Here is a 22,208-nt window from a genome sequence, read left to right as displayed (position 1 = left end):
CAACCGCTGCATAAAAAAACCGCCCGGCATTTTGCTTTCGCGCTTACCGGACGGTTTCCGCTGTCACATACAGCTTAGATTATTTTTTTGCTTTTTTAGCGGTTTTCTTCGCGACCGGTTTTTTTGCAGTCGGTTTGTTAGCGGCGGTTTTTTTCGCCGTTGTTTTTTTTGCCGGTTTTGCCGCGACTTTTTTCTGTGCGGCTTTTTTTACCGTCTTTGCGGTACTCTTTTTTGCCGGAGCTTTTTTTGCAGCCGGTTTTTTAGCGGCAGCTTTTTTCGCCTTTGCCGCACGGATAACCGCTTGCGCCGCCGAAAGGCGTGCGATCGGTACGCGGTAAGGCGAGCACGAAACGTAATCGAGACCGACGCGATAGCAGAAGTCGATCGTCGCAGGATCGCCTCCGTGTTCACCGCAGATACCGAGGTGCATTTCCGGTTTAACTTCGCGCGCGTCCGTAACCGCCATTGCCATGAGTTTGCCGACACCCTTTTCGTCGAGCGTCTTAAACGGATCGTCGTCGAGGATGTTGCGATGGTAGTACGCGCCGAGGAATTTGCCCGCATCGTCGCGGCTGAAACCGAAGGTCAACTGCGTCAAATCGTTCGAACCGAAACTGTAGAAATCCGCAACCTTCGCGATCTCTCCGGAAAGGAGCGCCGCGCGCGGGACTTCGATCATCGTACCGATTTCAATTGCGACTTTCATACCGCTCTCTTTTTCGACTTTTTCGATGACTTCTTCGCATTCTTTGCGGATCGTCGCAAGCTCGTTCGGTTCGCACACGATCGGGATCATAATCATCGGGCGGACGGGGATGCCGCGCTTTTTGCATTCGATCGCTGCAAGCGTAACGGCTTCCGTCTGCATTTTATAAATTTCAGGATAGGTGATCGTGAGACGGCAGCCGCGGTGACCGAGCATCGGGTTGAACTCTTTCAGTGCGTTGAAGCGCGCGGTAAGCGTTTCAACCGACACGTCAATGCCTTCTTCTTTCAGCACTTGCTGCACTTTGCGCGTTCCCTCTTCATCTTTCGGAATAAATTCGTGAAGCGGCGGATCGAGGAAGCGAATGATGACGGGCTTGCCCTTCATCGCGTCAAAGATGCCGGAAAAATCTTTTTTCTGCAGCGGCATGATTTTCGCAAGCGCTTTTTCGCGGGCACTCGTCGTATCGGATGCGATCATCGCCTGGAAGTACACGAGCTTCGCGGGATCGAAGAACATGTGTTCCGTACGGCAGAGACCGACGCCTTCCGCACCGAAGTTAAACGCGGCCTGCGCCTGATCGGGCTGGTCGGCATTTGCGCGGACGCCGAAACCTTTGATCGTCGATTTGCCGACTTTGCGGACGGATCCGTTGCGGACTTCGTCGCACCATTTCATAAAGGTGCCGAAGTCGCCGGTGATCTGCGGCTCTTTTGTCGGGATCTGTCCGGCGTATACGTTGCCCGTCGAACCGTCGATCGTAAGCCAGTCACCCTGCCGGTACGATTTGCCGTTGACGGTGATGGCGCCGTTTGAAAAACGGATCGCTTCGACGCCCGAAACGCAGGGTTTGCCCATCTGGCGCGCGACGACAGCCGCGTGCGACGTGCGTCCGCCCGTCGCGGTGAGGATGCCTTGAGCGGCCGCCATACCGGCGATATCGTCGGGGCTCGTCTCTTTGCGGACGAGCAGCACTTTTTTGCCTTCTTTTGCAAGCTTTTCCGCTTCGTCTGCCGTAAACACGATTTGACCGCAGCCCGCTCCCGGAGAAGCGTTCAAACCGCTCGCAATGACGCCTGCGCGTTTTGCAGCGTCTTTGTCGATCATCGGGTGAAGCAGCTGGTCGATTTGATCCGCATCCACGCGGAGGATCGCTTCTTCCTTCGTGATAAGTTTTTCGCCGACCATATCGACGGCCATTTTGACCGCGGCAGGACCGGTGCGTTTACCGTTGCGGCACTGGAGCATATAGAGCTTGCCCTGCTGAACGGTGAATTCCATATCCTGCATATCGTGATAGTGCTTTTCGAGATTGTTGCGGATTTTGATGAGTTCGTCGTAGACTTTCGGATTGTCTTTTTTCAGCTGACTGATTTCCTGCGGCGTGCGGATACCGGCGACGACGTCTTCGCCCTGCGCGTTCATCAAATATTCGCCGAAGAATTTGTTTTCGCCGGTCGAGGGGCTGCGGCTGAAGCACACGCCCGTGCCGGAATCGTTGCCCATATTGCCGAACACCATCGCCATAACGGTGACGGCCGTTCCCTTCAATCCTTTGATATTATTGAGCTCGCGGTACTTGATCGCGCGCGCATTCATCCACGAACCGAAAACCGCGTTGATCGCGTGCCACATCTGCTTTTCCGGATCCTGCGGGAATTCCGTTCCCGTCGTCTTTTGATACAGCGCTTTGTATTTTGCGACGATGTCTTGAAGCTCCGACGTATCGAGTTCGTTGTCGAGTTTTTTACCCGCGCGGGCTTTCGCTTCCGAAAGAATTTTTTCGAATTCTTCATGCGGAACGCCCATCGCGACGTCGCCGAACATTTGAATAAAGCGGCGGTACGCATCCCACGCAAAGCGCGGATTATTCGTCTTTTTTGCAAGACCGAGCACCGATTTGTCGTTGAGGCCGAGGTTGAGGATCGTGTCCATCATACCGGGCATGGAGCTCGCCGCACCCGAGCGGACGGAAACGAGCAGCGGATCGTCCGGAGCGCCGAGTTTTTTACCGAACGCGCGTTCGAGCTTTGCAAGATTTGCCGCGACGTCGGAATACAGTTCTTTCGGATACTTTCTGTCATTATCGTAGTACATCTTGCACACATCGGTTGAAATGGTGAATCCCGGCGGAACCGGAACACCGATATTCGTCATTTCGGCAAGGTTCGCACCTTTGCCTCCGAGTTCCGCACGCATATCGGCGTTGCCTTCGGCTTTTTTGTTGCCGAAAAAATAAACGAGTTTTGTCTTTGCCATGTAATAACTCCATATAAGGATCGAGAGATAAGATAAGAAAATAATACAAGTAATCGCCTGCCCTGTCAATGCGGTTGTCCGTGCGATAATTATTAACGCAGTGCTGCGCACCGTTTTTTCGACACCTGTTTGCCCGGCAAACTCGCGGCGCAAACGATGCGAAGAGCGCGATTGTTTTCGACGATTTGAAGCGCATTTGCCGTTTCGGACGATACGTTTATTTTGCGCCGCCCAAATACGCTTCTTTGATGCGCGTATCGGCGAGCAGCTCTTTTCCCGTACCTGAAAGCGTGATCCGCCCCGTTTCCATAACGTACGCCGCGTCGGCGATTTTGAGCGCGGCGCGCGCATTCTGTTCGACGAGCAGCACGGTCGTACCCTCCGCGTTTATTTTACGAATCGTATCGAAAATATCTTTGATGATGAGCGGGGCAAGCCCGAGCGACGGTTCGTCGAGCATAAACAATTTCGGACGCGCCATAAGACCGCGCGCGACGGCGAGCATCTGCTGCTCTCCCCCGGAGAGCGTTCCCGCATTTTGTTTCGCGCGTTCTTTTAATCTCGGAAAAAGTTCATACACCATATCGCGGTCTCTTTCTATACCCGCTTTATCGCTTCGGTGATAAGCGCCGAGCGTAATGTTTTCCCACGTCGTGAGGTTGGGGAAAATACGGCGCCCTTCCGGCACGAGCACGACGCCATCCGAAACGATGCGCTTTGTTCCGAGTGCGGTCAGCTCTTTTCCGTTCCACGCGATGGAACCCGATTGCGGTTTTACCAATCCGACGATCGAATTGAGCGTCGTCGATTTTCCCGCTCCGTTCGCGCCGATCAGCGATACGATTTTTCCGTCGGGAACTTCGATCGAAATCCCTTGCAGCGCGTGAATGCCCCCGTAATATACTTCAACGTTCGTAAGCTCAAGCATCGCCGCCCTCCGCATCTCCGTCGAAGAATTCGTTTTCCGTACCCAAATACGCGTCGATCACTTTTTGATTCGAGCTTATCTCTTTCGGCGTTCCTTCGGCAATCGTATTACCGTATTCGAGCACATACATTCTGTCGCAGATTCCCATAACGACCTGCATATGATGTTCGATTAATAAAATCGAAATACCGAAATCGTTTCTGATTTTTTTAATAAAAACCATCAGCTCTTCCGATTCCTGGGGATTCATCCCCGCCGCCGGTTCGTCGAGCAGGAGCAGTTTCGGCCGCGTCGCAAGCGCGCGCACGATTTCAAGGCGGCGCTGTTCGCCGTAAGGCAAACTCGTCGCACTGTCGTACGCGTGTTTTTTTAAATTGACCTGATCGAGGAGATCGAGCGCATGTTCTTTGACTTTTTGAGCGCGGTGTCGGTATCCCGGCAAATGCAGCACCGATTCGAATACGCTGAAGTGCGCACGCAGATTTCCCGCAACCGTGACGTTTTCAAGCACGCTCATTTCGCCGAACAGCCTGATATTTTGAAACGTACGCGCAAGTCCGAGTTCGGTGATTTGATGCGGCTTCAATTTTACGATATCGGTATCGTCCCAAAAGATGCCGCCGCCGGTCGGTTTATACACGCCGGTGATCATATTGAACGCGGTCGTTTTGCCCGCTCCGTTCGGCCCTATCAAGCCGACGATTTCGCCGTCATCGACTTTGAGATTCAAATCCCGAACCGCCGTGAGTCCGCCGAACTGTATCGTCGTGTGAATGCACTGCAGCATCAGCGGCCTCCCGTTTTTCGATTTTTCAACTTCGGCACAAGTCCGATCTTTGCAAGATAATCCCAGGAAAATTCGTTCGTGCCCATGAGACCGCGCTGCCGATAGATGACGACGATCATAAGCAAAAGCGAAAAGACGACCATGCGCAGTCCGGGCAAACCGTTTGTTTTGACGAAAACGAAATTGAGCGGACCGTCGAGAAAGCGCAGCATTTCCATGCACACGGTGACGACGATCGATGCGATGACCGAACCCGTAATGCTGCCGTTTCCGCCGAGCACGACGATGAGCAGGATATTGTACGTGAGGCCGAACACGAACATACGCGGATCGATTGTCTGCATGAGATGCCCGAGCAAAGCGCCTCCGATTCCCGCCATAAAACCCGACATGATAAAACTGATCGTTTTAACTTTTGCAACGTTGATACCCATCGCTTCCGCCGCGATTTCGTTGTCGCGGATCGCTTTAAGCGAACTGCCGAAAGCGGAATTGATAAGCGCAACCGTAAAGACGATTGCGAGGATCGCGCAGCCCCACACGACGTAGGTCGTCGAATACTTCGGTAAGCCTTTTAAACCGAGCGCGCCGTTCGTCACTCGCTGCAAATTCGTAATGACGACGCGGATGATTTCCGCAAAACCGAGAGAGGCAATCGCGAGATAATCGTCGTGCAGACGCAGCACCGGAAGTCCGATCAAAAAAGCAAAGAGCGCGGCGGCCAAGCCTGCAAGCAAAAGGGCCGGCAAAAACGGAATCTGAACGCCTGCAAGCGGTTGTATAATCGGCGCAAGGTAAAAATTCATTTCTTTTTGCGCGGGACTCATCGTCAAAAGCGCCGAAACATACGCGCCGATCGCCATAAAACCCGCATGTCCGAGCGAAAAAATGCCGGTAAAACCGTTTAATAAATTGAGCGAAAGCGCAAGGACGATATAGATTGCGCAGAGATTGAAAACGCGCAGCGTAAAATTATCGAAAAAAACATCGGCTGCGGCGATGAACGCAAGCGCAAGCACAGCCGCACACACGGTCAATATCGTTTTTTTCTTTTTATCGATTGTTATGACTGCCGCGCTCATACTTTTTCCACTTGGTTTTTTCCGAGCAGCCCCGCAGGCTTAAAGAGCAGCACGAGGATAAGCACGATAAACGCAAACGCGTCGCGGTAGCCGGTAAGCGCCGGCAAAAACGCGATTATCATGATTTCGAGAAAGCCGAGCAAAAAACCGCCGAGCACCGCTCCTCCTATATTGCCGATGCCGCCGAGCACCGCTGCGATAAAACACTTGAGTCCCGGCATGATACCCATCGTCGGATTCAGCTGAGGATATTTTAACGCCCACAGGATGCCGCCGATGGCAGCCATGAGCGAACCGATTCCGAACGTAAAAGAAATCGTTTTATCGACGTCGATCGCCTGAAGCCGTGCCGCATCCAAATCGGTCGAAACCGCACGCATCGCCATACCCGTCTTCGTTTTATTGACGACCCAAAGCAGCAACACGAGGAGTACGGCCGTCACAATCGGAATGACTGCGCTGATTGCAACGACGGTAACCGCGTTTTTCGACGAACCGAACGTAAACAATTTATTAAAAATATCGGGAACGGGAAAACCTTTTTGCCGTCCGCCGAAAACGACGGTCGCCAAGTTTTCGATCAAAAACGAAGCGCCGATAGCGCTTATCATAACGGAAATTTTCGGCGAATCGCGAAGCGGCCGGTAGGCGACCCGTTCAAGTCCGATCCCGAGCAGAGCCGTCAGCGAAATCGCAACGATAAAAGCAACCCACCACGGTAAAAAAAACGTCGCGATGAGATAAAACGCAAAATATCCGCCGAGCATAAAGATATCGCCGTGCGCAAAGTTGATGAGGCGCAATATGCCGTACACCATCGTATAACCGATTGCGATGAGCGCGTAGAGGCTGCCGAGCGAAAGCGCATTTACGATATGCTGCAAAAAAAGTACCGGTGTCATATACAGTTCCGAAACACGATACCTGCCGCAAAACCTTTGCACCGCCTTACGGCAGGTATTATTAATTATTAAAAATTCTTACGGGTTTACGATTGTGATATAGGTAAACTTTCCGTCTTTTACCGTTTTAATAAAAGCGCTTTTCGTCGCGTCTCCGTTTTCATCGAGCGTAACGTTTCCGGCAACTCCTTCGAAGTCGCTCGTCGCCGCAATCGCATCGCGAATCTTCGTCGTGTCGATCGAATCGGCCCGACGTATCGCGTCGAGAACAAGGCGATATCCGTCAAAAGCGAGAACCGTAAACGCGGCGGGTTCTTTGTGATACTCTTCATCGTATTTTGCCAAAAAAGTTTTCGCAAGATCGCCCGTCGCACCGCCTGCATCGAAAGCCGTAGAAAGAAGACAGCCTTCAACGGCATCTTTTCCGACATCGATGAGTTCGGGTGTTTCCCACGTATCGCCGCCGAGGAAAGGTGCAGTAATGCCGAGCTCTCTCGCCTGCTTCATGATAAGGGCGCTTTCCGTGTAATTGCCCGGCGCAAAGATCACGTCGGGATTGCTCGCTTTGATCGTCGTCAGCTGCGCGGTAAAATCCTGATCGCCGGTATTGTAATTGAGCTCTGCAAGAATGCTCGATTCTCCGGCAAGTTTTTTAAACGTGTCGGAAAAGAATTTCGCAAGACCGACGGAATAATCGTTCGAAATTTCACGGATAAGCACCGCGGTTTTCGCGTTGAGATTTTTATTCGCGTATGTCGCCATAACGGTTCCCTGAAACGGATCGATAAAGCATACGCGGAAATAATACGGATTGTCCTTTGTAACGAGGGGATTCGTACACGTCAATCCCATTGCCGGAACTTTCGCTTCCTGCACGATGGGACCCGCTGCGATGGAATAGCCCGAACCCCACGAACCGAGTACAACCTTTACTTTTTCTTTGTCAACGAGGCGCTGTACCGCATTCGCCGCTTCGACTTTATCGGATTTGTTGTCGGCGACCACGAGTTCGACTTTATATTCTTTCCCGCCCGCCGTAACCGTCGGATACAGTTCGTTTGCAAGACGGACGCCTTCGAGCTCAAGGGCGCCGCCCGCCGCATTCGCTCCCGTCATCGGTTCGAATACGCCGATTTTAATCGTATCGCTTTCCGCCTGAGCGTTTTTTTTCGTACATGAAACAAAGGTGCCGAGTGTAAAAACGGCCGCTGCGAAGGCGACGAGTTTACCGATTTTTTTCATAATTTCCTCCAAATAAAATGGGACGAACAAAAAAAGCCGAAATTTGTATTCGCGTACAAACTCCGGCGATTTACTGTATGAAAATTATAGTCGAATTCGATTTTTATGCAAGTGCCCGCTTACTGCGATTGCTCTTACGAAAAAAAGCGATCCGATTGATAAAAAACAATACATTCGATACGATAATACCGTGCACGAGCACGGTATTATTCCGTAAACAGGAGAACACAGCTATGAAAAAAATTACAAATGTCCCCGAAGTCAAACTCGGAATCATCGCGGTCAGCCGCGACTGTTTTGTCATCTCGCTTTCGGAGCGGAGGCGCAAAGCGATCGTAGAATCCTTTTCGCAGTACGGTACTATTTACGAAGCGAAGACGACGGTCGAAAACGAAGTCGATATGCTCAAAGCCGTCGACGAAGTAAAACAGGCGGGCTGCAACGCGCTCTGCGTATTTCTCGGAAACTTCGGCCCCGAAACGCCTGAAACGCTCATCGCAAAAGAATTCGCAGGTCCCGTATTGTACGCCGCTGCGGCCGAAGAGCGCGCAGGCGATTTAATCGACGGGAGAGGAGACGCGTACTGCGGTATGCTCAACTGTTCGTACAATCTCGGGATTCGAAAACTCAATGCGGTCATCCCCGAATATCCGATCGGAACCGCCTGCGACATTGCAAAAATGCTGTGTGATTTTATTCCGGTCGCACGTGCGTGCATCGGCATCGCAAATTTGAAAATCATCACGTTCGGCCCTCGCCCTCAGGATTTTTTTGCGTGCAACGCGCCGATCAAAACGCTCTACGATATCGGCGTCGAAATCCAAGAAAACTCGGAACTCGATTTGCTCGTGTCGTACCGCGCGCATAAAGACGACGGCCGCATTCCCGAAGTCGTAAAAGATATGGAAAGCGAACTGGGTACGGAAGGTAACCGATTTCCCGATCTGCTCCCGCGCATGGCGCAGTTTGAACTTACGCTGCTCGATTGGGCGGAAGCGAACAAAGGTGCGCGAAAATACGTCGCGTTCGCAAACAAATGCTGGCCGGCGTTTCCGAAAGAATTCGGCTTCGAACCCTGCTATGTAAACAGCCGCCTTGCGACACGCGGCATTCCGGTTGCGTGCGAAGTCGACATCTACGGCGCGCTCAGCGAATATATCGGTACCTGTGTGACGGGCTCTCCGGTCACGCTGCTCGATATCAACAATTCCGTACCCGCCGATATGTACGAAAACGATATTAAAGGAAAATTCCCCTACGCCTACAAAGCGACGGATGTATTTATGGGATTTCACTGCGGTAATACGCCGTTCTGTCGTTTAAATCCGAAAAGCAAACCTGCCGTCAAATATCAGCTCATTCAGCATCGCCTGCTCGAACCGTCGGGCAGTGTACCCGATTTTACGCGCGGTACGCTCGAAGGTGATATCGATTCCGGCGATATCACGTTTTTCAGACTTCAGAGCGCTGCGGACACGACGCTGCACGCGTACATCGCGCAGGGCGAAGTGCTCCCCGTCGCAACGCGTTCGTTCGGCGGCATCGGCGTGTTTGCGATTCCCGAAATGGGCAGGTTTTACCGTCACGTGCTCATTTCAAAACGGTTCCCGCATCACGGCGCCGTAGCCTTCGGACATGCGGGCAAAGCGCTGTTCACCGTATTCGACTATCTCGGCGTACAGGATATTTCATACAATAAACCCGCCGGACAGCTGTACTGCGATGAAAATCCGTTTGAAAATTGACAGCCTGAATGTCGAAAGTATTTCAAAATAAAGATATGCTTTCGGCGAAAATTTCGTTCGCCGGCGTACGCCGTTCATTGATGCATAAAATGAAAACAAAAGGATACATATGGCTGTCACGATAAAAGATATTGCAGCAAAAGCCGGCGTATCACGCGGAACCGTCGACCGCGCACTTCACAACAGAAAGGATGTCAATCCTGAAGTGGCGAAACGGATCCGCCGTATCGTCGACGCAATGGGCTACATACCGAATCGCGCAGGCAAAGCGCTTGCAGCGCGCAAACAGCCCATCCGCTTCGGCTGCCTGCTCCCCGACAAAGACAATCCGTTTTTCACTGATGTCATCAAAGGATTTCGGCGGGCCGAAGCGGAGCTCAAAGATTACGGCGTGAGTGTAGAGTTGATTCACATACGCGGATTCGACGTGCAAACGCATATCGCCGCGATAAAAAAAGCGGCAAAAAAACGTTACAAGGGCATGTGCATCACGACACTCGACTTACCCGAAGTGCAGCGCGAAGTCTTTGCGCTCACGCAGAGCGGTACCCCCGTCGTAAGCGTCAACACCGATATCCCCGACAGCGGAAGAATCTGCTATGTCGGCACCGACTACAAAAAAGCGGGATACACCGCAGCGGGCATGTTGTCGCTTATCACAAAAGAAAAACAAAAATTATTAATCGTAAGCGGGTCGTTTCACATACGCGGACACAACGACAGAATCAAAGGATTTTGCACAGGCCTTGCAGAACACGGCATTGCATATGAAATTATTAAAACGGTTGAAGCCTTTGACAGCAACGAAGATTCATATATACTCACGCATACGATTCTTTCGAAGCATCCCGAAATTACCGGCGTCTTCGTCGTCGCAGGCGGCGTCCCCGGAGTATACCGTGCGATAAAAGAGCTCGGTCGCTCTTCAATCGTACCGCTCGTATTCGACGATTTGCCGGAAATCAAAAAAATTATCAAGGAAGGCGGCATCGGCTTTACGATCTGTCAAGAACCGGAAACGCAGGGATATATCGGCATAATGCGATTATTCGGTTACCTTATGGAAGAAGGGAAAAAATTACCGGACGACTATATCACACAGACGATTATTAAAATCGCCGGTAACATATAGAGCACGATCAGCCATCGGTATACGCAAGCCGACAATGGCAGCCGGTACGGAAGCGTTCAGCACCGCTCGCGCACGACGAATAATACGACAAATAACGCGTTGTCACGTGCGGCACAATCGGCTACAATAAATTCATGCGAAACAAACAAAACGACGAACTCGCCGTGTGCGGACTTTCCGCCGTAAAAAAGCTCGAAAAAAAAGATTGGAAAAAAATCCGCCGATTGTATTTTACGAAAGAAACCGCACCGTTTTTCGGCGGCCTTTGCAAAAAGCTTGCAGAAAATCGCGGCATATACAATTTGGTCGAGCCGGCCGATTTGGAAAAACTTTCCAGAACCGTGCATCATCAGGGCGTCGTCGCGATGATCTTTATGCCGAAAATCACACCGCTCGATTCCGACGTCTCGGACGAGTGGATTGCAAACGGCGAAAACGTGCTCGTGCTCGACCGCATCGGCAATGCGAACAATTTCGGCGCAATCGTCAGGAGCGCGGCTTTTTTCGGTATGAAAAACATCGTTATCCCGGCGGACGAATCGCAGTCGGCCGTTACGACGAGCAGCTACCGCATCGCACAAGGCGGTATGGAATTCGTTACGATTTATTCGGCGAATTCGATTGCGCGTTTTATGGAAGCGGTACGCGGACGCATGCTGCGGATCGGCACCGATTTGCGTGCAAAAAAAACACTCGCGGAAATCGCCGGTCTGCGCGGCGAAAAACCCCTGCTCATCGTGCTCGGCAACGAAGAGGACGGCATATCCGATGACGTGCGGAAAAATTGCGACGAATGCGTCATCATCCCCTTTGCGGGATTTACAGAAGGAAGCGAGCCCGCCATACAAAGCTTAAACGTCGCACAGGCGGCATCGATTATTTTATACGAACTGATACAGCGGCCGAACGGACACTGATGTAGAGTAAACATTTTTATCAAAATTTTTATCGCCTTAATAATTTATTGACAGCGTATACGGAATGGAGTACTATAAAAAAATTAAACAAACGTATAGTGCTGCTTTTTCGGCAAAACTTTTCTCTGTCGATCGGCAGTATTATACACGGTACGCATATCGATTCATTTTTCAGGAGGCGTTATGAAAAAAATGGTTTTAGCCGTCATGCTTGCAAGCATCGGCGCGGCGGTTTTTGCAATGGGAGCTTCGGAAACGACGAGCTCTTCCGCAAAACCGGTTACGCTGGAATGGTGGACGTGGGATCCGACCATGAAAGATCAAAATATGCAGATCATTGCAAAGTATCAGGCGGAACATCCGAACGTAAAAATCAACAATACCATTATCGATACACATGAATATTGGACGAAACTCCGCATTCAGGCTCAGCAGCGCAAACTGCCCGACGTCTTTACGATGAGTTCCGGCTATCTCGAAGAATGGGCGGAAAACGGCCTCATGTACAACCTCGATTCGCTTATCAAACGCGACGGCACCGATAAAAAATTTTATAAATCGATGATGGACGCGACGAAAGCGATTTCAAAAAGCGATCACGTCTATGCACTGCCGTTCGCGCTCGTTACGGCGGTGCTTTACTATAACAAGGATATGTTTGACGCGGCAGGCGTCAAATATCCGACGGAAGATTGGAGCCGGGACGATTTTCTCGCCGCCGCAAAAAAATTGACGATCGATAAAAACAATGACGGTGCCGTCGACCAGTGGGGCTTTTGGTTTTACGGACGCTATGCGCAGATCGAAAGCTGGGTGTATGCGAACGGCGGCAACCTGCTCAATGCGCAAAAAAACAAATTCGCTCCGGATGCCAACGCGCGCGATGCGCTGAATTTTCTGTACCGGCTCGTTGCCGTTGAAAAAGTCGCACCCCGTCAAAAAGATATGAGCGCATTCCGCAATCAGGATATTTTTCCGCAGGGCAAATGTGCAATGTGGATCGACGGTTCATGGTATGTCGACAATCACCGCAAAACGCTCGGCAACAGCGTAAAGTGGGGTATAAGCCGCGTTCCGTTCGGACCCGCAGGCAAAGCGAAGCGCGTCACCTACGGCTGGCCCGATGCATATTGTATGTCGCCGAATACGCAGAATGTCGATGAAGCGTGGAAATTCATGCAGTACGTTGCGGGCGAAGGCATCGATTTGTCGCAGTATATGGCGGGTAAAATTCCGTCGAACATTGCGCTTTCAAAAGGCATCGTCGACCCGGCTCAGCAACCCGGCAAAGAGATGGAGCTTTTGAACAAAGAAGCGGGAGAGCCTCTTAAAACTTCCTACACAAAAGGATGGAACGAATGGAGAGGCTACCGTGCGAACGAAGCGATGGGCTTAAACGGTTACATCGACAGCGCGCTGAACGGCGAGAGAACGATGGATCAGGCGATTACGGCCGCGACCAAAGACATCAATGTCGTTCTTTCCCGTTATTACAAATAATTGATTTTATCGGCGGCATGCGTCACTTTGCATGCCGTCTTTTTATTATTCGATATTTATTAATTTAGGATATAATAATGTCTTCCAAATCACTCGTATGGCACAAGCCGTGGACACCGTGGATTTTTTTATTACCGACCGTCATCGGCTTATTCGTATTTCGTTTAATGCCGATCGTCGCAGCATTTATCTTAAGCTTTTCCGATTGGAATTTGCTCGCATCTCCGAAATTCAACGGATTCGCAAACTATATCGAAGCGCTTAAAGATCCCGACACATGGCTCGTTATCCGCAATACGTTCAAGTTTTCCGTTTTCTATGTAATAGGCGGTATGCTGTTCGGTTTGATTTTTGCCTGCCTTATCAACGTAAAAATAAAAGGCATCAATTTTTTTCGCGCGGCCATTTACATGCCGGTCATCACTTCTTCGGTTGCGGTCGGAATCGTTTGGCGATGGCTGCTCGGCCCCAACTACGGACTCCTTTCCGTTATTTTAAAAAGCGTCGGCATTATGAGTATGCCGAATTGGCTCGGCGATAAAAAACTCGTTTTGTTTACCGTTGCATTCGTTCAAGTGTGGAAAATGTCCGGTTACTATATGATTTTGTTTCTTGCCGGCCTTCAAAATATATCACATGAAATGATCGAAGCGGCGACCATAGACGGTGCAAGCCGACCGCAGCGTTTTTTCCGCATAACGCTGCCGCTCTTGAGCCCGACGACGTTTTTTATTTTAACAATCGCAATCATCGATTCATTTAAAAACTTCGAATTGATTCTTGCCATGACGCGCGGCGGACCGATGAACGCATCGAACACCCTCGTCTATGACGTGTACTTAAACGCATTCATATATTACCGCGTCGGCTTCGCCGAATCGATCGCGTTTATCCTTTTGATAATCGTCGCGTTTTTCACCGTCTTGAATTTTTACATCAGAAAACGCTGGGCGCAGCCGTGGGATTAAAAAAAATTCGGAAAAGCATCGTCTCAAACGGGAGCGGCGCTTTTTGAAAATTACCGTTTTGGACAAAAAGTTTTATCAGGAGAATACCGTGTTGGACAAAAAAGACTGCATTCCGATCATACGATATACATTGATTATTTTATTTGTACTGCTTTCGATTTTTCCGTTCATTTGGATGGTGTCGAATTCTTTTATGAGTGCGAAAAACATTTTCGCCGATCCGCCGAGATTCATACCCGATCTGCTGTTTACCGACCAAATGTGGGACAACTATAAAACGGTTATGGACGTATACAATTTCGGACGCTATATTTTAAACTCCGTTTTTGTCGTCGTGCTTGCCGCGGCAGGACAGCTTTTCGTATGTTCACTCAGCGGTTTTGCATTTGCACGGATGCGTTTCAAAAGCAGAAACCTGCTGTTTTCTCTTTTAGTGCTCACGTATATGATTCCGGTTCAAGTTACGATCATCCCCGAGTACTATCTTATGATGCGCTTGAATTGGCTCGATTCCTATCTTCCCCTGATAGTGCCGTCTTTCCTTGCCGGCGCGCTCGGTACGTTTATGCTGAAAGAATTTTACGAACAAGTACCCGAAGCGCTCTTCGATGCAGGGATTATCGACGGCGTGAATTCGCTTCAAATGTATACGATGATTTACGTACCGCAATCGATCGCGCCGATCGCGACGCTGTTTATCATCGCGTTTATGAACAACTGGAATGATCTGCTTCGGCCTATGCTCTACATTGCCAAAACGGAGCTGTACACCGTTACGCTCGGACTTACGATGTTCCAAGGTCAATATTCGAGCGAATGGAATTTGCTGCTTGCAGCCGGCGTACTTGCCGTTTTGCCGCTGATCATCGTATTTATTTTCTGCCAGCGTTATATCATCGAAAATTCCATGAACGCCGGCATCAAAGGATAATATGACTGTCATCAAACGCTTGGATCAAATCGACAATCCCGACGGAAATATTCAGCGGTTTTTGACCGTGTCGGGATTCGGCTGGAACGATATCGCCTTTACACAAGCTCCGTTCCGTTCCGATTTTATTAAATCGCTGGCACAGCTCTATCGCGTGGCCATCATTCCGAAAAACCCCTCAGAAGCCGGACACTTGATTTTTTTTCACGTACCGGACACCGTCGATACGGCTTCGATGCCCCGAACGATCGGCGGCGTGACCTATTACGATGCGACGGCAAACCTCGCCGCGTGGATCGAAAGCGGCGATCCGAAAAGCGAAAGCCTGCTGAATGCGGTTATAAAAGCGGGTTTTTGCGATACGGCTGACGGATCGGGTGCGGGTGCGCGGGCTATGCCGGTTTCAAATCGATTCGGCTGCGTAAGCGACGCCGCAAAAACGCATGACATAGCATGTAACGCGCACTTTTTTTTAATGGACACTTTCGATGCGCTCAATCCGTACGATCTTTTCGGAACGCCCTACGGTATGACCGTGCAAAAAGGAACAATGATTTTGCCGCCGCTGCATCATCGTCCCGCACTCGTCGTGGATACTGACGGAAAAACACGGATCGCGCATCCCGAACTCACCGAAGTGTCCGTAACGATAGACGGCAAAACGTACGTACACGGCAAAAACTGTCTTTTTTTTGAACGCCCCGATACGGAAATGACGCCGCCGTGCAGCGGAAGCGCATTGCTCGTTGCCGACGGCCGCGTCATCGCATCGAAAAAAGGAGGAGCCGTTCGCGTTCCCATGGGAGGCTTTGCCGTTCAAACGGAAAAGCCCGTTGCCGTTTCCGATCCGCACTGTTCCTTTCAAAGCGATACGCCGTATGCGTTTGCGCTGCAAGTCGGACCTGCGATGACGGAAAACGGAAAACTTGCCGTCGATTTTTCCGGCTGCCCTTTTTGCGAATTCGGGAAAATGACCGCATTTCCGCCGACGGTATATCCCCTTTCCTGGGACGACGGAAGAGCCGGACGGATAGTGCTGGGAGCCGATAAAGACGATTTGCCCGTGTTAATTTGGGCGGAAGCCGCAAGCATCCACGGCCACGTAAAAGGAAAAGAAAGTCCCGGCTGTTCGCTCAAAGAAACGGCTGCATACTGCGCCCGTATCGGTCTTCAAAATTCGGTCAATTTGGACGGAGGCGGATCGTCGCAGCTGCTTGTAAACGGCGAGAGGTTTTTGCATTTGAAAGATCGAACGGCCGACAATCGGGAAGCGGAACGACCGGTACCGGGAATCATCGTCATATCGTAAATCGGCACGCAACGCTATCGCTCCTTAAAATGCGGCATTACAGAAAATATCAATTTTCGAAAATGCCGCATTAGATTTTCAAAACATTGCCAAAGATCCCCAAGCACGATATGATTTATGTGTATGAAATACTTTATTATGTCCGATATTCACGGAAGCGCCGCGGCTTGTGAAAAAGCGCTCGCGCACTTTCACGCGCTTAAATGCGATAAAATTATTTTACTCGGCGACGTGCTCTATCACGGACCGAGAAATCCGCTGCCGGAAAATTATGCGCCCGCCCTTGTCGCGCAAATGCTCAACCCGCTCGCGCACGACATAATCGCGTGCCGCGGAAACTGCGACTCCGAAGTCGATCAGATGGTACTCGCCTTTCCGATTTCGGCGGATTACGCCTGCATCGCCGATGAAGGTATAAGAATTTTTGCATCGCACGGGCACATCTATGCTCCGGCAAAACAAACGGCAAACGAAGCAATTGTCGCCGGCAGCAAAGTTCCGCCGCTTTCCCCGAACGATATCGAACTGTTCGGCCACATCCACGAACAGCACTTGTACAAAACGCAAGCCGGCGTACTCGTATGCAATCCCGGCTCGACATCGCTTCCGAAAAACGGCTCTCCTGCGGGATTTGCCGTATACGAAAAAGGCGAAATCGCGCTGTACGATATGGAAGGACGCGAACTCAAGCGGATGACCTGTAAATAAGCTGCGCGCAATCGAAAGAGGATTTTACACGATGAAAAAAATTATTATTTTTATACTGCCGATAGTATCTGCGGCGCTCCTTTTCGCAAACGGAAAAAACGATATACCGAACTTCGCACAAAACGCAGTCGAACCGAAAACTCGCATCGTCGCATCGACATCGTGGACAGCCGCTTTTGCCGATATCGCAGGGGCGGACAACGTCGAAACGATCGCACCCGCAACGCTTCGTCATCCGCCGGAATACGAAGTGACGGTGAGCGATATTCAAAAAATCACGGCAAGCGATCTTTTCATCTACGCCGGTTTTGAACGAATGATGAAAACGCTCGGCGATTCTATAGACGGAACGAAAATGATGCGCATCGCAAGCAACAATTCAATTGCAACGGTAACGAACGAAACGGCAAAAATTGCGGAAAGATTGGGTACGGAAGAAAAAAACAAAGTGCGGCTCGCCCTCTATGTAAATGCCATCCTGGATGCGAAAGCGGAAATCGAGCGGCGCGGAAAATCGAATGCAAAAGTGCTGTGCCACAAACACCAGCGCTACCTCGCCGCCGATTTGGGTTTTACCGTTGCGGAGACATTCGGACCGGAGGCTGTGACGGCAAACCAAATCGCAAACGCAAAAACCGGCGGCTACGATATAATCATCGACAATGTGCATAACCCCGTAGGCAGTCCGCTTGCCGAAGTTGCGCCGAACGCCGCGTATATCGTGTGGCGAAACTTCCCCGACAAAGTCGAACGGAATGCATTGCTGCACGTCATACGGGAAAATATCGCCGCGCTGATGAAAGCGATGTAAACGCCGAAACATACGGTCGGAAAATTATTCCGTGTCGCTTCTCGTGTCGATGAGCGTTTTTTCGATATCCGATTGGGGAAGCGCATCGACACGCGTCAATTTTCTTTCGATGGCGCGGCTGCGCGTTTCCGCTTTTTCGATTTCATTAGTCGCCGACAGCAGCTTTTCTTTTGTCTTTGCCAAAACCGCGCCGAATTTACCGAATTCCGTTTTTACCGTACCGAGCAATTCCCAAATCTTACTCGTCTCTTTTTGAATCGCGAGCGTGCGAAAACCCATTTGCAAGCTGTTCAAAAGCGCCGTCAACGTCGTCGGTCCCGATATCGTAACTTTAAAATCGTTTTGCAGCTGCTGTACAAAACCCGGAATGCGATTCAGCTCCGCATACAAACTTTCATACGGAACGAACAATATGCCGAAATCGGTCGTATGCGGAACTTCGATATATTTTTCTTTAATATCTTTTGCCATGCTCCGTATCTCTGAGGCCAACGCTCTTTTCTGCAATTCGATTTCGGCCTTATCTCCCGTTTCATACGCCAGTGTCAGCTTGTCCCAAATCGCAACGGGATATTTCGAATCGATCGGCAGGTAGATATAATCGCGTTCCGTAATTTTCGACGGAATTTTTACGGCAAACTCAACGACCATTTTCGGATTGGAAGGATTCGGATGCGCGTTTTTTTCGTATTGTTCGGCCGATAAAAAATCGCTGAGGATGGCTTCTAGCTGCACTTCGCCCATGCCGCCGGCGGTCTTTACATTCGTCAATGCGCGTTTAAGCCCGCCGACATCGCCGGCAAGAGTCTGCATTTCGCCGAGGCCTTTTTGTACGGCTTCAAGCTGCTTGCTCACGATTTCAAACGAACTCGACAATCGCTTTTCAAGCGTCGACTGCAGTTTTTCATCTACCGTCATGCGCATCTGCTCAAGCTTCTTTTCGTTGTTGTCCTGTATGTTTTTAAGTCCGGCTTGTATGGTTTCCTGCTGTTTAAAAAGATTTGCCTGCGTTGCACTTGATAAACTGTCGAATTTTTGAGAAATAATCGCCATAAATTTCGTTAAATTATTCGTCAGGGATTCATGCGTGTTTTTCGTCAGCGTATCCAATTTTCCGTTTATCGATTCTTGGAATTTTACGAGCGTTTCGGTGTTTTCCTTTCGCGATTCTCTGTCGCTTTCGGAATTCGCTTTTCTGCTTCGTTCAAATTCGTCTTTCAGATTTTTTTCGTAATTTTCAAGCCGATTGATAATCGTCCGTGAATCGGTTCCGCTTTTTTTAACAATAAGCACGATTAATAAAATGACGGTGAGCAAAAGCAATCCGATAATCGCTATAAAAAACTGCAATTCCATATTATTAATTTAAAACTCCTGCTCAGCCCTGCGATTCACCGAAGCGGCTTCATCGATATGCGTATCGTCTTTCAGTATGATCCCGCGCTCACGCTTCCCACAATTCGTTGAGGCGCGAATCGAGGGCGGCGATGACGCGGCCTCGCGAAAAATGCAGGTGCTTTGCCGTAAGCGCGTCGAAAGTCGTAAACATCTGTCCGAGAAATATGCCCGCTTTGCCCGGCAAGTGCAAATGCGGCGATATGGCGAATTGTGAAAGAAATACCATGCCGGAGAGAATGCCGCTTTTGTGCAAGCCGATGAGGAGCGAGTCGAGCGTAATGCGGAATTTACCGAGCGACAGGAGCACTCTGCCCGACGGTGCAAGGAGCGCAAAAAACGTAATGCCGATCGTCATAAAGATAGACGGCAACACTTTGATGCGTCCGTGTTTTTTTATTGCGGCCATTGTGAAAAACGCCGCAACGAAAATCCACACGATGCACACGCGCACGATGCCGGATACGTTTTTCGGAACGACCAGTCCGTGCAGTAAAAAGATCGGGAACAGAATCATCGCGGCGATAAACTGAACGCGCGAAGTTTTGGCGTCGGCATCGAGCGGGCTGCCGGAAGAGGGGGCAGCGGAAAAGACCGGAGCGCTTTCGGCGCGAGGACTTTGGAGCGAGGGGGAGACTTCCCCCCCTGCCGTATTCGAATCTGGCTGCTCGGCGAGGAGGCGCTTATACCACGACGATTTCGCGCAAAAAATATTGACAAAAATGCCGAGTACGAGTCCGGTCACAAGTCCGGTAAAAAAAAGAAGCGGAGCGATGTAGCGCGTTTGAGTGCCGAAAATCATCACGCGGGCGACGGCAACCTGAGCCGCATTGTTCGCAAGCGCGCCTGCGAGGCTCAAGCCGATATTCGACATGAGCTTCGTTTTGTGAAAGAGCGCGTAGAGCAGGAGCATCGCAAAACCGGAAGCGAACGAACCCGCTGCGGAAAAGACGAACACGTATGAAAAAAGCGTGCCGGAGATGAGCGCCTGACCGAGCACTTTCAGCACGATCAAAAAGGCGACGTCGCGTTTGGACATCATCGCAAGCGAAATGAGGATCGGAAGGTTTGCCAGTCCGAGCCGCATAAAGGGCAGCGGTTTCGGAATCGCGTATTCGACTGCGGAAAGAAAAAGACAGAGCGCCGCAAAAAACGGAACGCGCGAAGATTGGGCTGTACGAGTCATAGTGTAAGTATAGCGCATCGTGCGGAAAGCAACAACGGAGCGGGAGTGCGTTCGGGGAGCGGGCGGTGCAAGAGACGGCATACAAACCGCCGAACTCGGAGCGGAGACGATAGTTTATATTTATGACGTTATCGTAACCGCCGTATCGATTTTTGTCAAAAAGCCCGGCAGATACGTCGCGCCGCGTTTTCTTATTTGATGTTCATTCGCCGAAAATTTCTTTTCTGTGGTATTCGCCGAGCTTTTCGAGGTCGCAAGCGAGCGATGCGTTTGTACCGGATAGTGCGGCGCCTTTCTTGTTGCCGTGTGTTTTTTTACCGCCGCCGTCCGCCGCACGATTTTTTTGATAGGCTTTCAAATCGATGAGAAAGCGGTTCATCGAAAAATGCTGATAGACGAAAACGCTTTTCCATGCATCGCTTCCGGCATAGGCGGCTTTCAGTGCGTCGCGGTACGGCGCAAATATACCCTTCTCTTTCAATTCCGCATAACCGACAAGCCACAGCTGAGGAGGATTAAAACACTCGCCGATTTTTGTGCCGTCCGTATCGGCTCGGCTTCGCGCGTCTTGTTTTCCGCTTGCACTGTTTTCCCAAAGTGCGCGATGCAGCTTTGCCGTGTGTTCGGCCATCCACAGCTGGCTTATTTCGATGAGCTTTGCGATTTCAGGATCTGCTTTTTGCAAAGAACGCAGATGGTGCGTCTTTGCGGTATGCACGGGTGTTTTATTCAGGATGACGACGTTTTTTCTGAAATCGGTTTGCAGTTCGGGATTGCGCCGAAAAAAACCGTCGGCGATTTTCCCGCTCTGTCCGACGAGGTAGCGATTGTTGATCGAAAGCTGTTCGTCTTTGCCCGGATTGTCGCCGATGACGATCAATTTGATTTCATCTTGAGCGGAAACGTCGTCGAGCGCACGGTTGTACACGACCGTCGTTTCAACGGGATAATCCGGCGTATCCTTTTGCGCGGCGGTTTTTTGCAGCGCTTCGAGCGCCGAAGCGTACTTCGACCACTCGGCAACGCGAGATCGGAATTCGTCGCGGAATTCGACAAAGGCTTTAAATTGCGATCGAAGCATCACCGCACTCCGCGACTCTCAGGAAAATATTATTGTGCGGTTTTTCGCAATCGGAAAAACGAAACGATATTGATAATACCCTGATACAGAAAACCGAAGCCGATCATGTACGCGACGACCAATCCGGTAAAAAGCGGATGAAAGGCCATGACGATGCCGCAGAATATTCCGAGTACGCCGGTCAAAAATAAATAATTTCCTTCGCGCTTGTCGGCTTTGTGTATTTCAAAGCCGATAAAGATTCTTGAGATCCCGCCGAAAAGCATCCAAAACACGAATATGTACGGAATGAGCGTGACCATCGCGCCCAGCGGACCGGAAAACAGGATAAGAGAAAGCACGACGGTAACGATGCCGTCAAAGAGCATAAAGCCGCTGCTATTTCCTTTATCGTAAAAATAGCGGACTATTTCATACACGCCGTTGACGAAGAGTACCGCCGCAAAAAAAATCGATAACGAAACCAAACTGACCATCGGCTGAGCGATTACATAAATGCCGGCGATAACGGATAGAATTCCCGTTATCAATAAACCCCACTGCAATTCTTTTCTCATACGTCCTCCTGATGTAACCGGCGCGGATCGCCGCGTCCCGATCGCTGTATCAGGTGCGCCGA

The 22,208-nt window shown here is 50.5% G+C and carries 20 protein-coding genes; 10 read left to right on the top strand and 10 right to left on the bottom strand.

Annotated elements, in window-relative coordinates:
- Positions 1–79 precede the first annotated feature (79 nt).
- The 6 genes from ppdK to HRI97_RS00170 form a co-directional block, all read right to left on the bottom strand.
- The gene (gene ppdK, locus HRI97_RS00195; RefSeq protein WP_253725907.1) at positions 80–2,965 is read right to left on the bottom strand and encodes a pyruvate, phosphate dikinase; all 2,886 of its coding nucleotides are present in this window, start codon (positions 2,963–2,965) and stop codon (positions 80–82) included.
- A 217-nt stretch (positions 2,966–3,182) separates the two neighbouring features.
- Positions 3,183–3,893 (bottom strand): ABC transporter ATP-binding protein, encoded by a 711-nt coding sequence (locus tag HRI97_RS00190; protein ID WP_180487454.1) that lies wholly within the window; start codon positions 3,891–3,893, stop codon positions 3,183–3,185.
- Complete coding sequence (locus tag HRI97_RS00185) at positions 3,886–4,680, bottom strand: ABC transporter ATP-binding protein (protein WP_180487453.1); 795 nt, start codon at positions 4,678–4,680, stop codon at positions 3,886–3,888. Before HRI97_RS00185 ends, HRI97_RS00190 begins: the two co-directional genes overlap by 8 nt.
- Entirely contained in the window at positions 4,680–5,762 is a 1,083-nt protein-coding gene (locus HRI97_RS00180; protein ID WP_253725894.1) for a branched-chain amino acid ABC transporter permease, read from the bottom strand. The genes HRI97_RS00185 and HRI97_RS00180 overlap by 1 nt, the downstream gene beginning before the upstream one ends.
- Positions 5,759–6,664, bottom strand: a complete 906-nt coding sequence (locus HRI97_RS00175; RefSeq protein WP_180487451.1) for a branched-chain amino acid ABC transporter permease — start codon at positions 6,662–6,664, stop codon at positions 5,759–5,761. The genes HRI97_RS00180 and HRI97_RS00175 overlap by 4 nt, the downstream gene beginning before the upstream one ends.
- Before the next feature lie 78 nt (positions 6,665–6,742).
- On the bottom strand, positions 6,743–7,906 hold the full coding sequence (locus tag HRI97_RS00170) for an ABC transporter substrate-binding protein (RefSeq protein WP_180487450.1): 1,164 nt from the start codon (positions 7,904–7,906) through the stop codon (positions 6,743–6,745).
- 233 nt (positions 7,907–8,139) lie between these two features.
- On the opposite strand from HRI97_RS00170, the gene HRI97_RS00165 reads away from it, so the two are divergent.
- From HRI97_RS00165 to HRI97_RS00125, 9 genes are all read left to right on the top strand, one after another.
- Positions 8,140–9,651 (top strand): L-fucose/L-arabinose isomerase family protein, encoded by a 1,512-nt coding sequence (locus tag HRI97_RS00165; protein WP_253725893.1) that lies wholly within the window; start codon positions 8,140–8,142, stop codon positions 9,649–9,651.
- Between the two features lie 109 nt (positions 9,652–9,760).
- On the top strand, positions 9,761–10,783 hold the full coding sequence (locus HRI97_RS00160) for a LacI family DNA-binding transcriptional regulator (protein ID WP_253725891.1): 1,023 nt from the start codon (positions 9,761–9,763) through the stop codon (positions 10,781–10,783).
- A 134-nt stretch (positions 10,784–10,917) separates the two neighbouring features.
- Positions 10,918–11,700, top strand: a complete 783-nt coding sequence (locus HRI97_RS00155) for a TrmH family RNA methyltransferase (RefSeq protein ID WP_253725890.1) — start codon at positions 10,918–10,920, stop codon at positions 11,698–11,700.
- A 183-nt stretch (positions 11,701–11,883) separates the two neighbouring features.
- The gene (locus tag HRI97_RS00150) at positions 11,884–13,200 is read left to right on the top strand and encodes an ABC transporter substrate-binding protein (protein ID WP_253725888.1); all 1,317 of its coding nucleotides are present in this window, start codon (positions 11,884–11,886) and stop codon (positions 13,198–13,200) included.
- Between the two features lie 77 nt (positions 13,201–13,277).
- Complete coding sequence (locus HRI97_RS00145; RefSeq protein ID WP_253725887.1) at positions 13,278–14,168, top strand: carbohydrate ABC transporter permease; 891 nt, start codon at positions 13,278–13,280, stop codon at positions 14,166–14,168.
- A 43-nt stretch (positions 14,169–14,211) separates the two neighbouring features.
- The gene (locus HRI97_RS00140; protein ID WP_253725886.1) at positions 14,212–15,099 is read left to right on the top strand and encodes a carbohydrate ABC transporter permease; all 888 of its coding nucleotides are present in this window, start codon (positions 14,212–14,214) and stop codon (positions 15,097–15,099) included.
- 1 nt (position 15,100) lies between these two features.
- A complete protein-coding gene (locus tag HRI97_RS00135; RefSeq protein WP_253725885.1) occupies positions 15,101–16,408 on the top strand; it encodes a phosphodiester glycosidase family protein in 1,308 nt (435 codons plus the stop codon).
- A gap of 123 nt (positions 16,409–16,531) precedes the next feature.
- Entirely contained in the window at positions 16,532–17,116 is a 585-nt protein-coding gene (yfcE, locus tag HRI97_RS00130; protein WP_253725884.1) for a phosphodiesterase, read from the top strand.
- 31 nt (positions 17,117–17,147) lie between these two features.
- Positions 17,148–17,927, top strand: coding sequence for a metal ABC transporter substrate-binding protein (locus HRI97_RS00125; protein WP_253725883.1), 780 nt, complete (start codon positions 17,148–17,150; stop codon positions 17,925–17,927).
- A 24-nt stretch (positions 17,928–17,951) separates the two neighbouring features.
- On the opposite strand, the gene HRI97_RS00120 is transcribed toward HRI97_RS00125, so the two are convergent.
- Both HRI97_RS00120 and HRI97_RS00115 read right to left on the bottom strand, forming a co-directional pair.
- Positions 17,952–19,283 (bottom strand): DNA recombination protein RmuC, encoded by a 1,332-nt coding sequence (locus HRI97_RS00120; RefSeq protein ID WP_253725882.1) that lies wholly within the window; start codon positions 19,281–19,283, stop codon positions 17,952–17,954.
- 88 nt (positions 19,284–19,371) lie between these two features.
- The gene (locus HRI97_RS00115; protein WP_253725881.1) at positions 19,372–20,508 is read right to left on the bottom strand and encodes a Gx transporter family protein; all 1,137 of its coding nucleotides are present in this window, start codon (positions 20,506–20,508) and stop codon (positions 19,372–19,374) included.
- A gap of 19 nt (positions 20,509–20,527) precedes the next feature.
- On the opposite strand from HRI97_RS00115, the gene HRI97_RS00110 reads away from it, so the two are divergent.
- Entirely contained in the window at positions 20,528–20,707 is a 180-nt protein-coding gene (locus HRI97_RS00110) for a hypothetical protein (RefSeq protein WP_253725880.1), read from the top strand.
- Between the two features lie 3 nt (positions 20,708–20,710).
- On the opposite strand, the gene HRI97_RS00105 is transcribed toward HRI97_RS00110, so the two are convergent.
- Together HRI97_RS00105 and HRI97_RS00100 are read right to left on the bottom strand one after the other, a co-directional pair.
- Positions 20,711–21,589: a hypothetical protein gene (locus HRI97_RS00105; RefSeq protein ID WP_253725879.1), complete on the bottom strand. Its 879-nt coding sequence runs from the start codon at positions 21,587–21,589 to the stop codon at positions 20,711–20,713.
- A 29-nt stretch (positions 21,590–21,618) separates the two neighbouring features.
- Positions 21,619–22,146, bottom strand: coding sequence for an HdeD family acid-resistance protein (locus HRI97_RS00100; protein WP_253725878.1), 528 nt, complete (start codon positions 22,144–22,146; stop codon positions 21,619–21,621).
- Between the last annotated feature and the right edge of the window lie 62 nt (positions 22,147–22,208).

Source organism: Treponema socranskii subsp. buccale, from assembly GCF_024181585.1.
GTDB lineage: Bacteria > Spirochaetota > Spirochaetia > Treponematales > Treponemataceae > Treponema_D > Treponema_D buccale.
This window is presented reverse-complemented; position numbering and strand designations above follow the sequence as displayed.

Excerpts from the sequence above, each read along its gene's own strand:
- ppdK (WP_253725907.1), bottom strand. The coding sequence starts at position 2,965 with ATGGCAAAGACAAAACTCGTTTATTTTTTCGGCAACAAAAAAGCCGAA.
- HRI97_RS00190 (WP_180487454.1), bottom strand. The coding sequence starts at position 3,893 with ATGCTTGAGCTTACGAACGTTGAAGTATATTACGGGGGCATTCACGCG.
- HRI97_RS00185 (WP_180487453.1), bottom strand. The coding sequence starts at position 4,680 with ATGCTGCAGTGCATTCACACGACGATACAGTTCGGCGGACTCACGGCG.
- HRI97_RS00180 (WP_253725894.1), bottom strand. The coding sequence starts at position 5,762 with ATGAGCGCGGCAGTCATAACAATCGATAAAAAGAAAAAAACGATATTG.
- HRI97_RS00175 (WP_180487451.1), bottom strand. The coding sequence starts at position 6,664 with ATGACACCGGTACTTTTTTTGCAGCATATCGTAAATGCGCTTTCGCTC.
- HRI97_RS00170 (WP_180487450.1), bottom strand. The coding sequence starts at position 7,906 with ATGAAAAAAATCGGTAAACTCGTCGCCTTCGCAGCGGCCGTTTTTACA.
- HRI97_RS00165 (WP_253725893.1), top strand. The coding sequence starts at position 8,140 with ATGAAAAAAATTACAAATGTCCCCGAAGTCAAACTCGGAATCATCGCG.
- HRI97_RS00160 (WP_253725891.1), top strand. The coding sequence starts at position 9,761 with ATGGCTGTCACGATAAAAGATATTGCAGCAAAAGCCGGCGTATCACGC.
- HRI97_RS00155 (WP_253725890.1), top strand. The coding sequence starts at position 10,918 with ATGCGAAACAAACAAAACGACGAACTCGCCGTGTGCGGACTTTCCGCC.
- HRI97_RS00150 (WP_253725888.1), top strand. The coding sequence starts at position 11,884 with ATGAAAAAAATGGTTTTAGCCGTCATGCTTGCAAGCATCGGCGCGGCG.
- HRI97_RS00145 (WP_253725887.1), top strand. The coding sequence starts at position 13,278 with ATGTCTTCCAAATCACTCGTATGGCACAAGCCGTGGACACCGTGGATT.
- HRI97_RS00135 (WP_253725885.1), top strand. The coding sequence starts at position 15,101 with ATGACTGTCATCAAACGCTTGGATCAAATCGACAATCCCGACGGAAAT.
- yfcE (WP_253725884.1), top strand. The coding sequence starts at position 16,532 with ATGAAATACTTTATTATGTCCGATATTCACGGAAGCGCCGCGGCTTGT.
- HRI97_RS00125 (WP_253725883.1), top strand. The coding sequence starts at position 17,148 with ATGAAAAAAATTATTATTTTTATACTGCCGATAGTATCTGCGGCGCTC.
- HRI97_RS00120 (WP_253725882.1), bottom strand. The coding sequence starts at position 19,283 with ATGGAATTGCAGTTTTTTATAGCGATTATCGGATTGCTTTTGCTCACC.
- HRI97_RS00115 (WP_253725881.1), bottom strand. The coding sequence starts at position 20,508 with ATGACTCGTACAGCCCAATCTTCGCGCGTTCCGTTTTTTGCGGCGCTC.
- HRI97_RS00105 (WP_253725879.1), bottom strand. The coding sequence starts at position 21,589 with ATGCTTCGATCGCAATTTAAAGCCTTTGTCGAATTCCGCGACGAATTC.
- HRI97_RS00100 (WP_253725878.1), bottom strand. The coding sequence starts at position 22,146 with ATGAGAAAAGAATTGCAGTGGGGTTTATTGATAACGGGAATTCTATCC.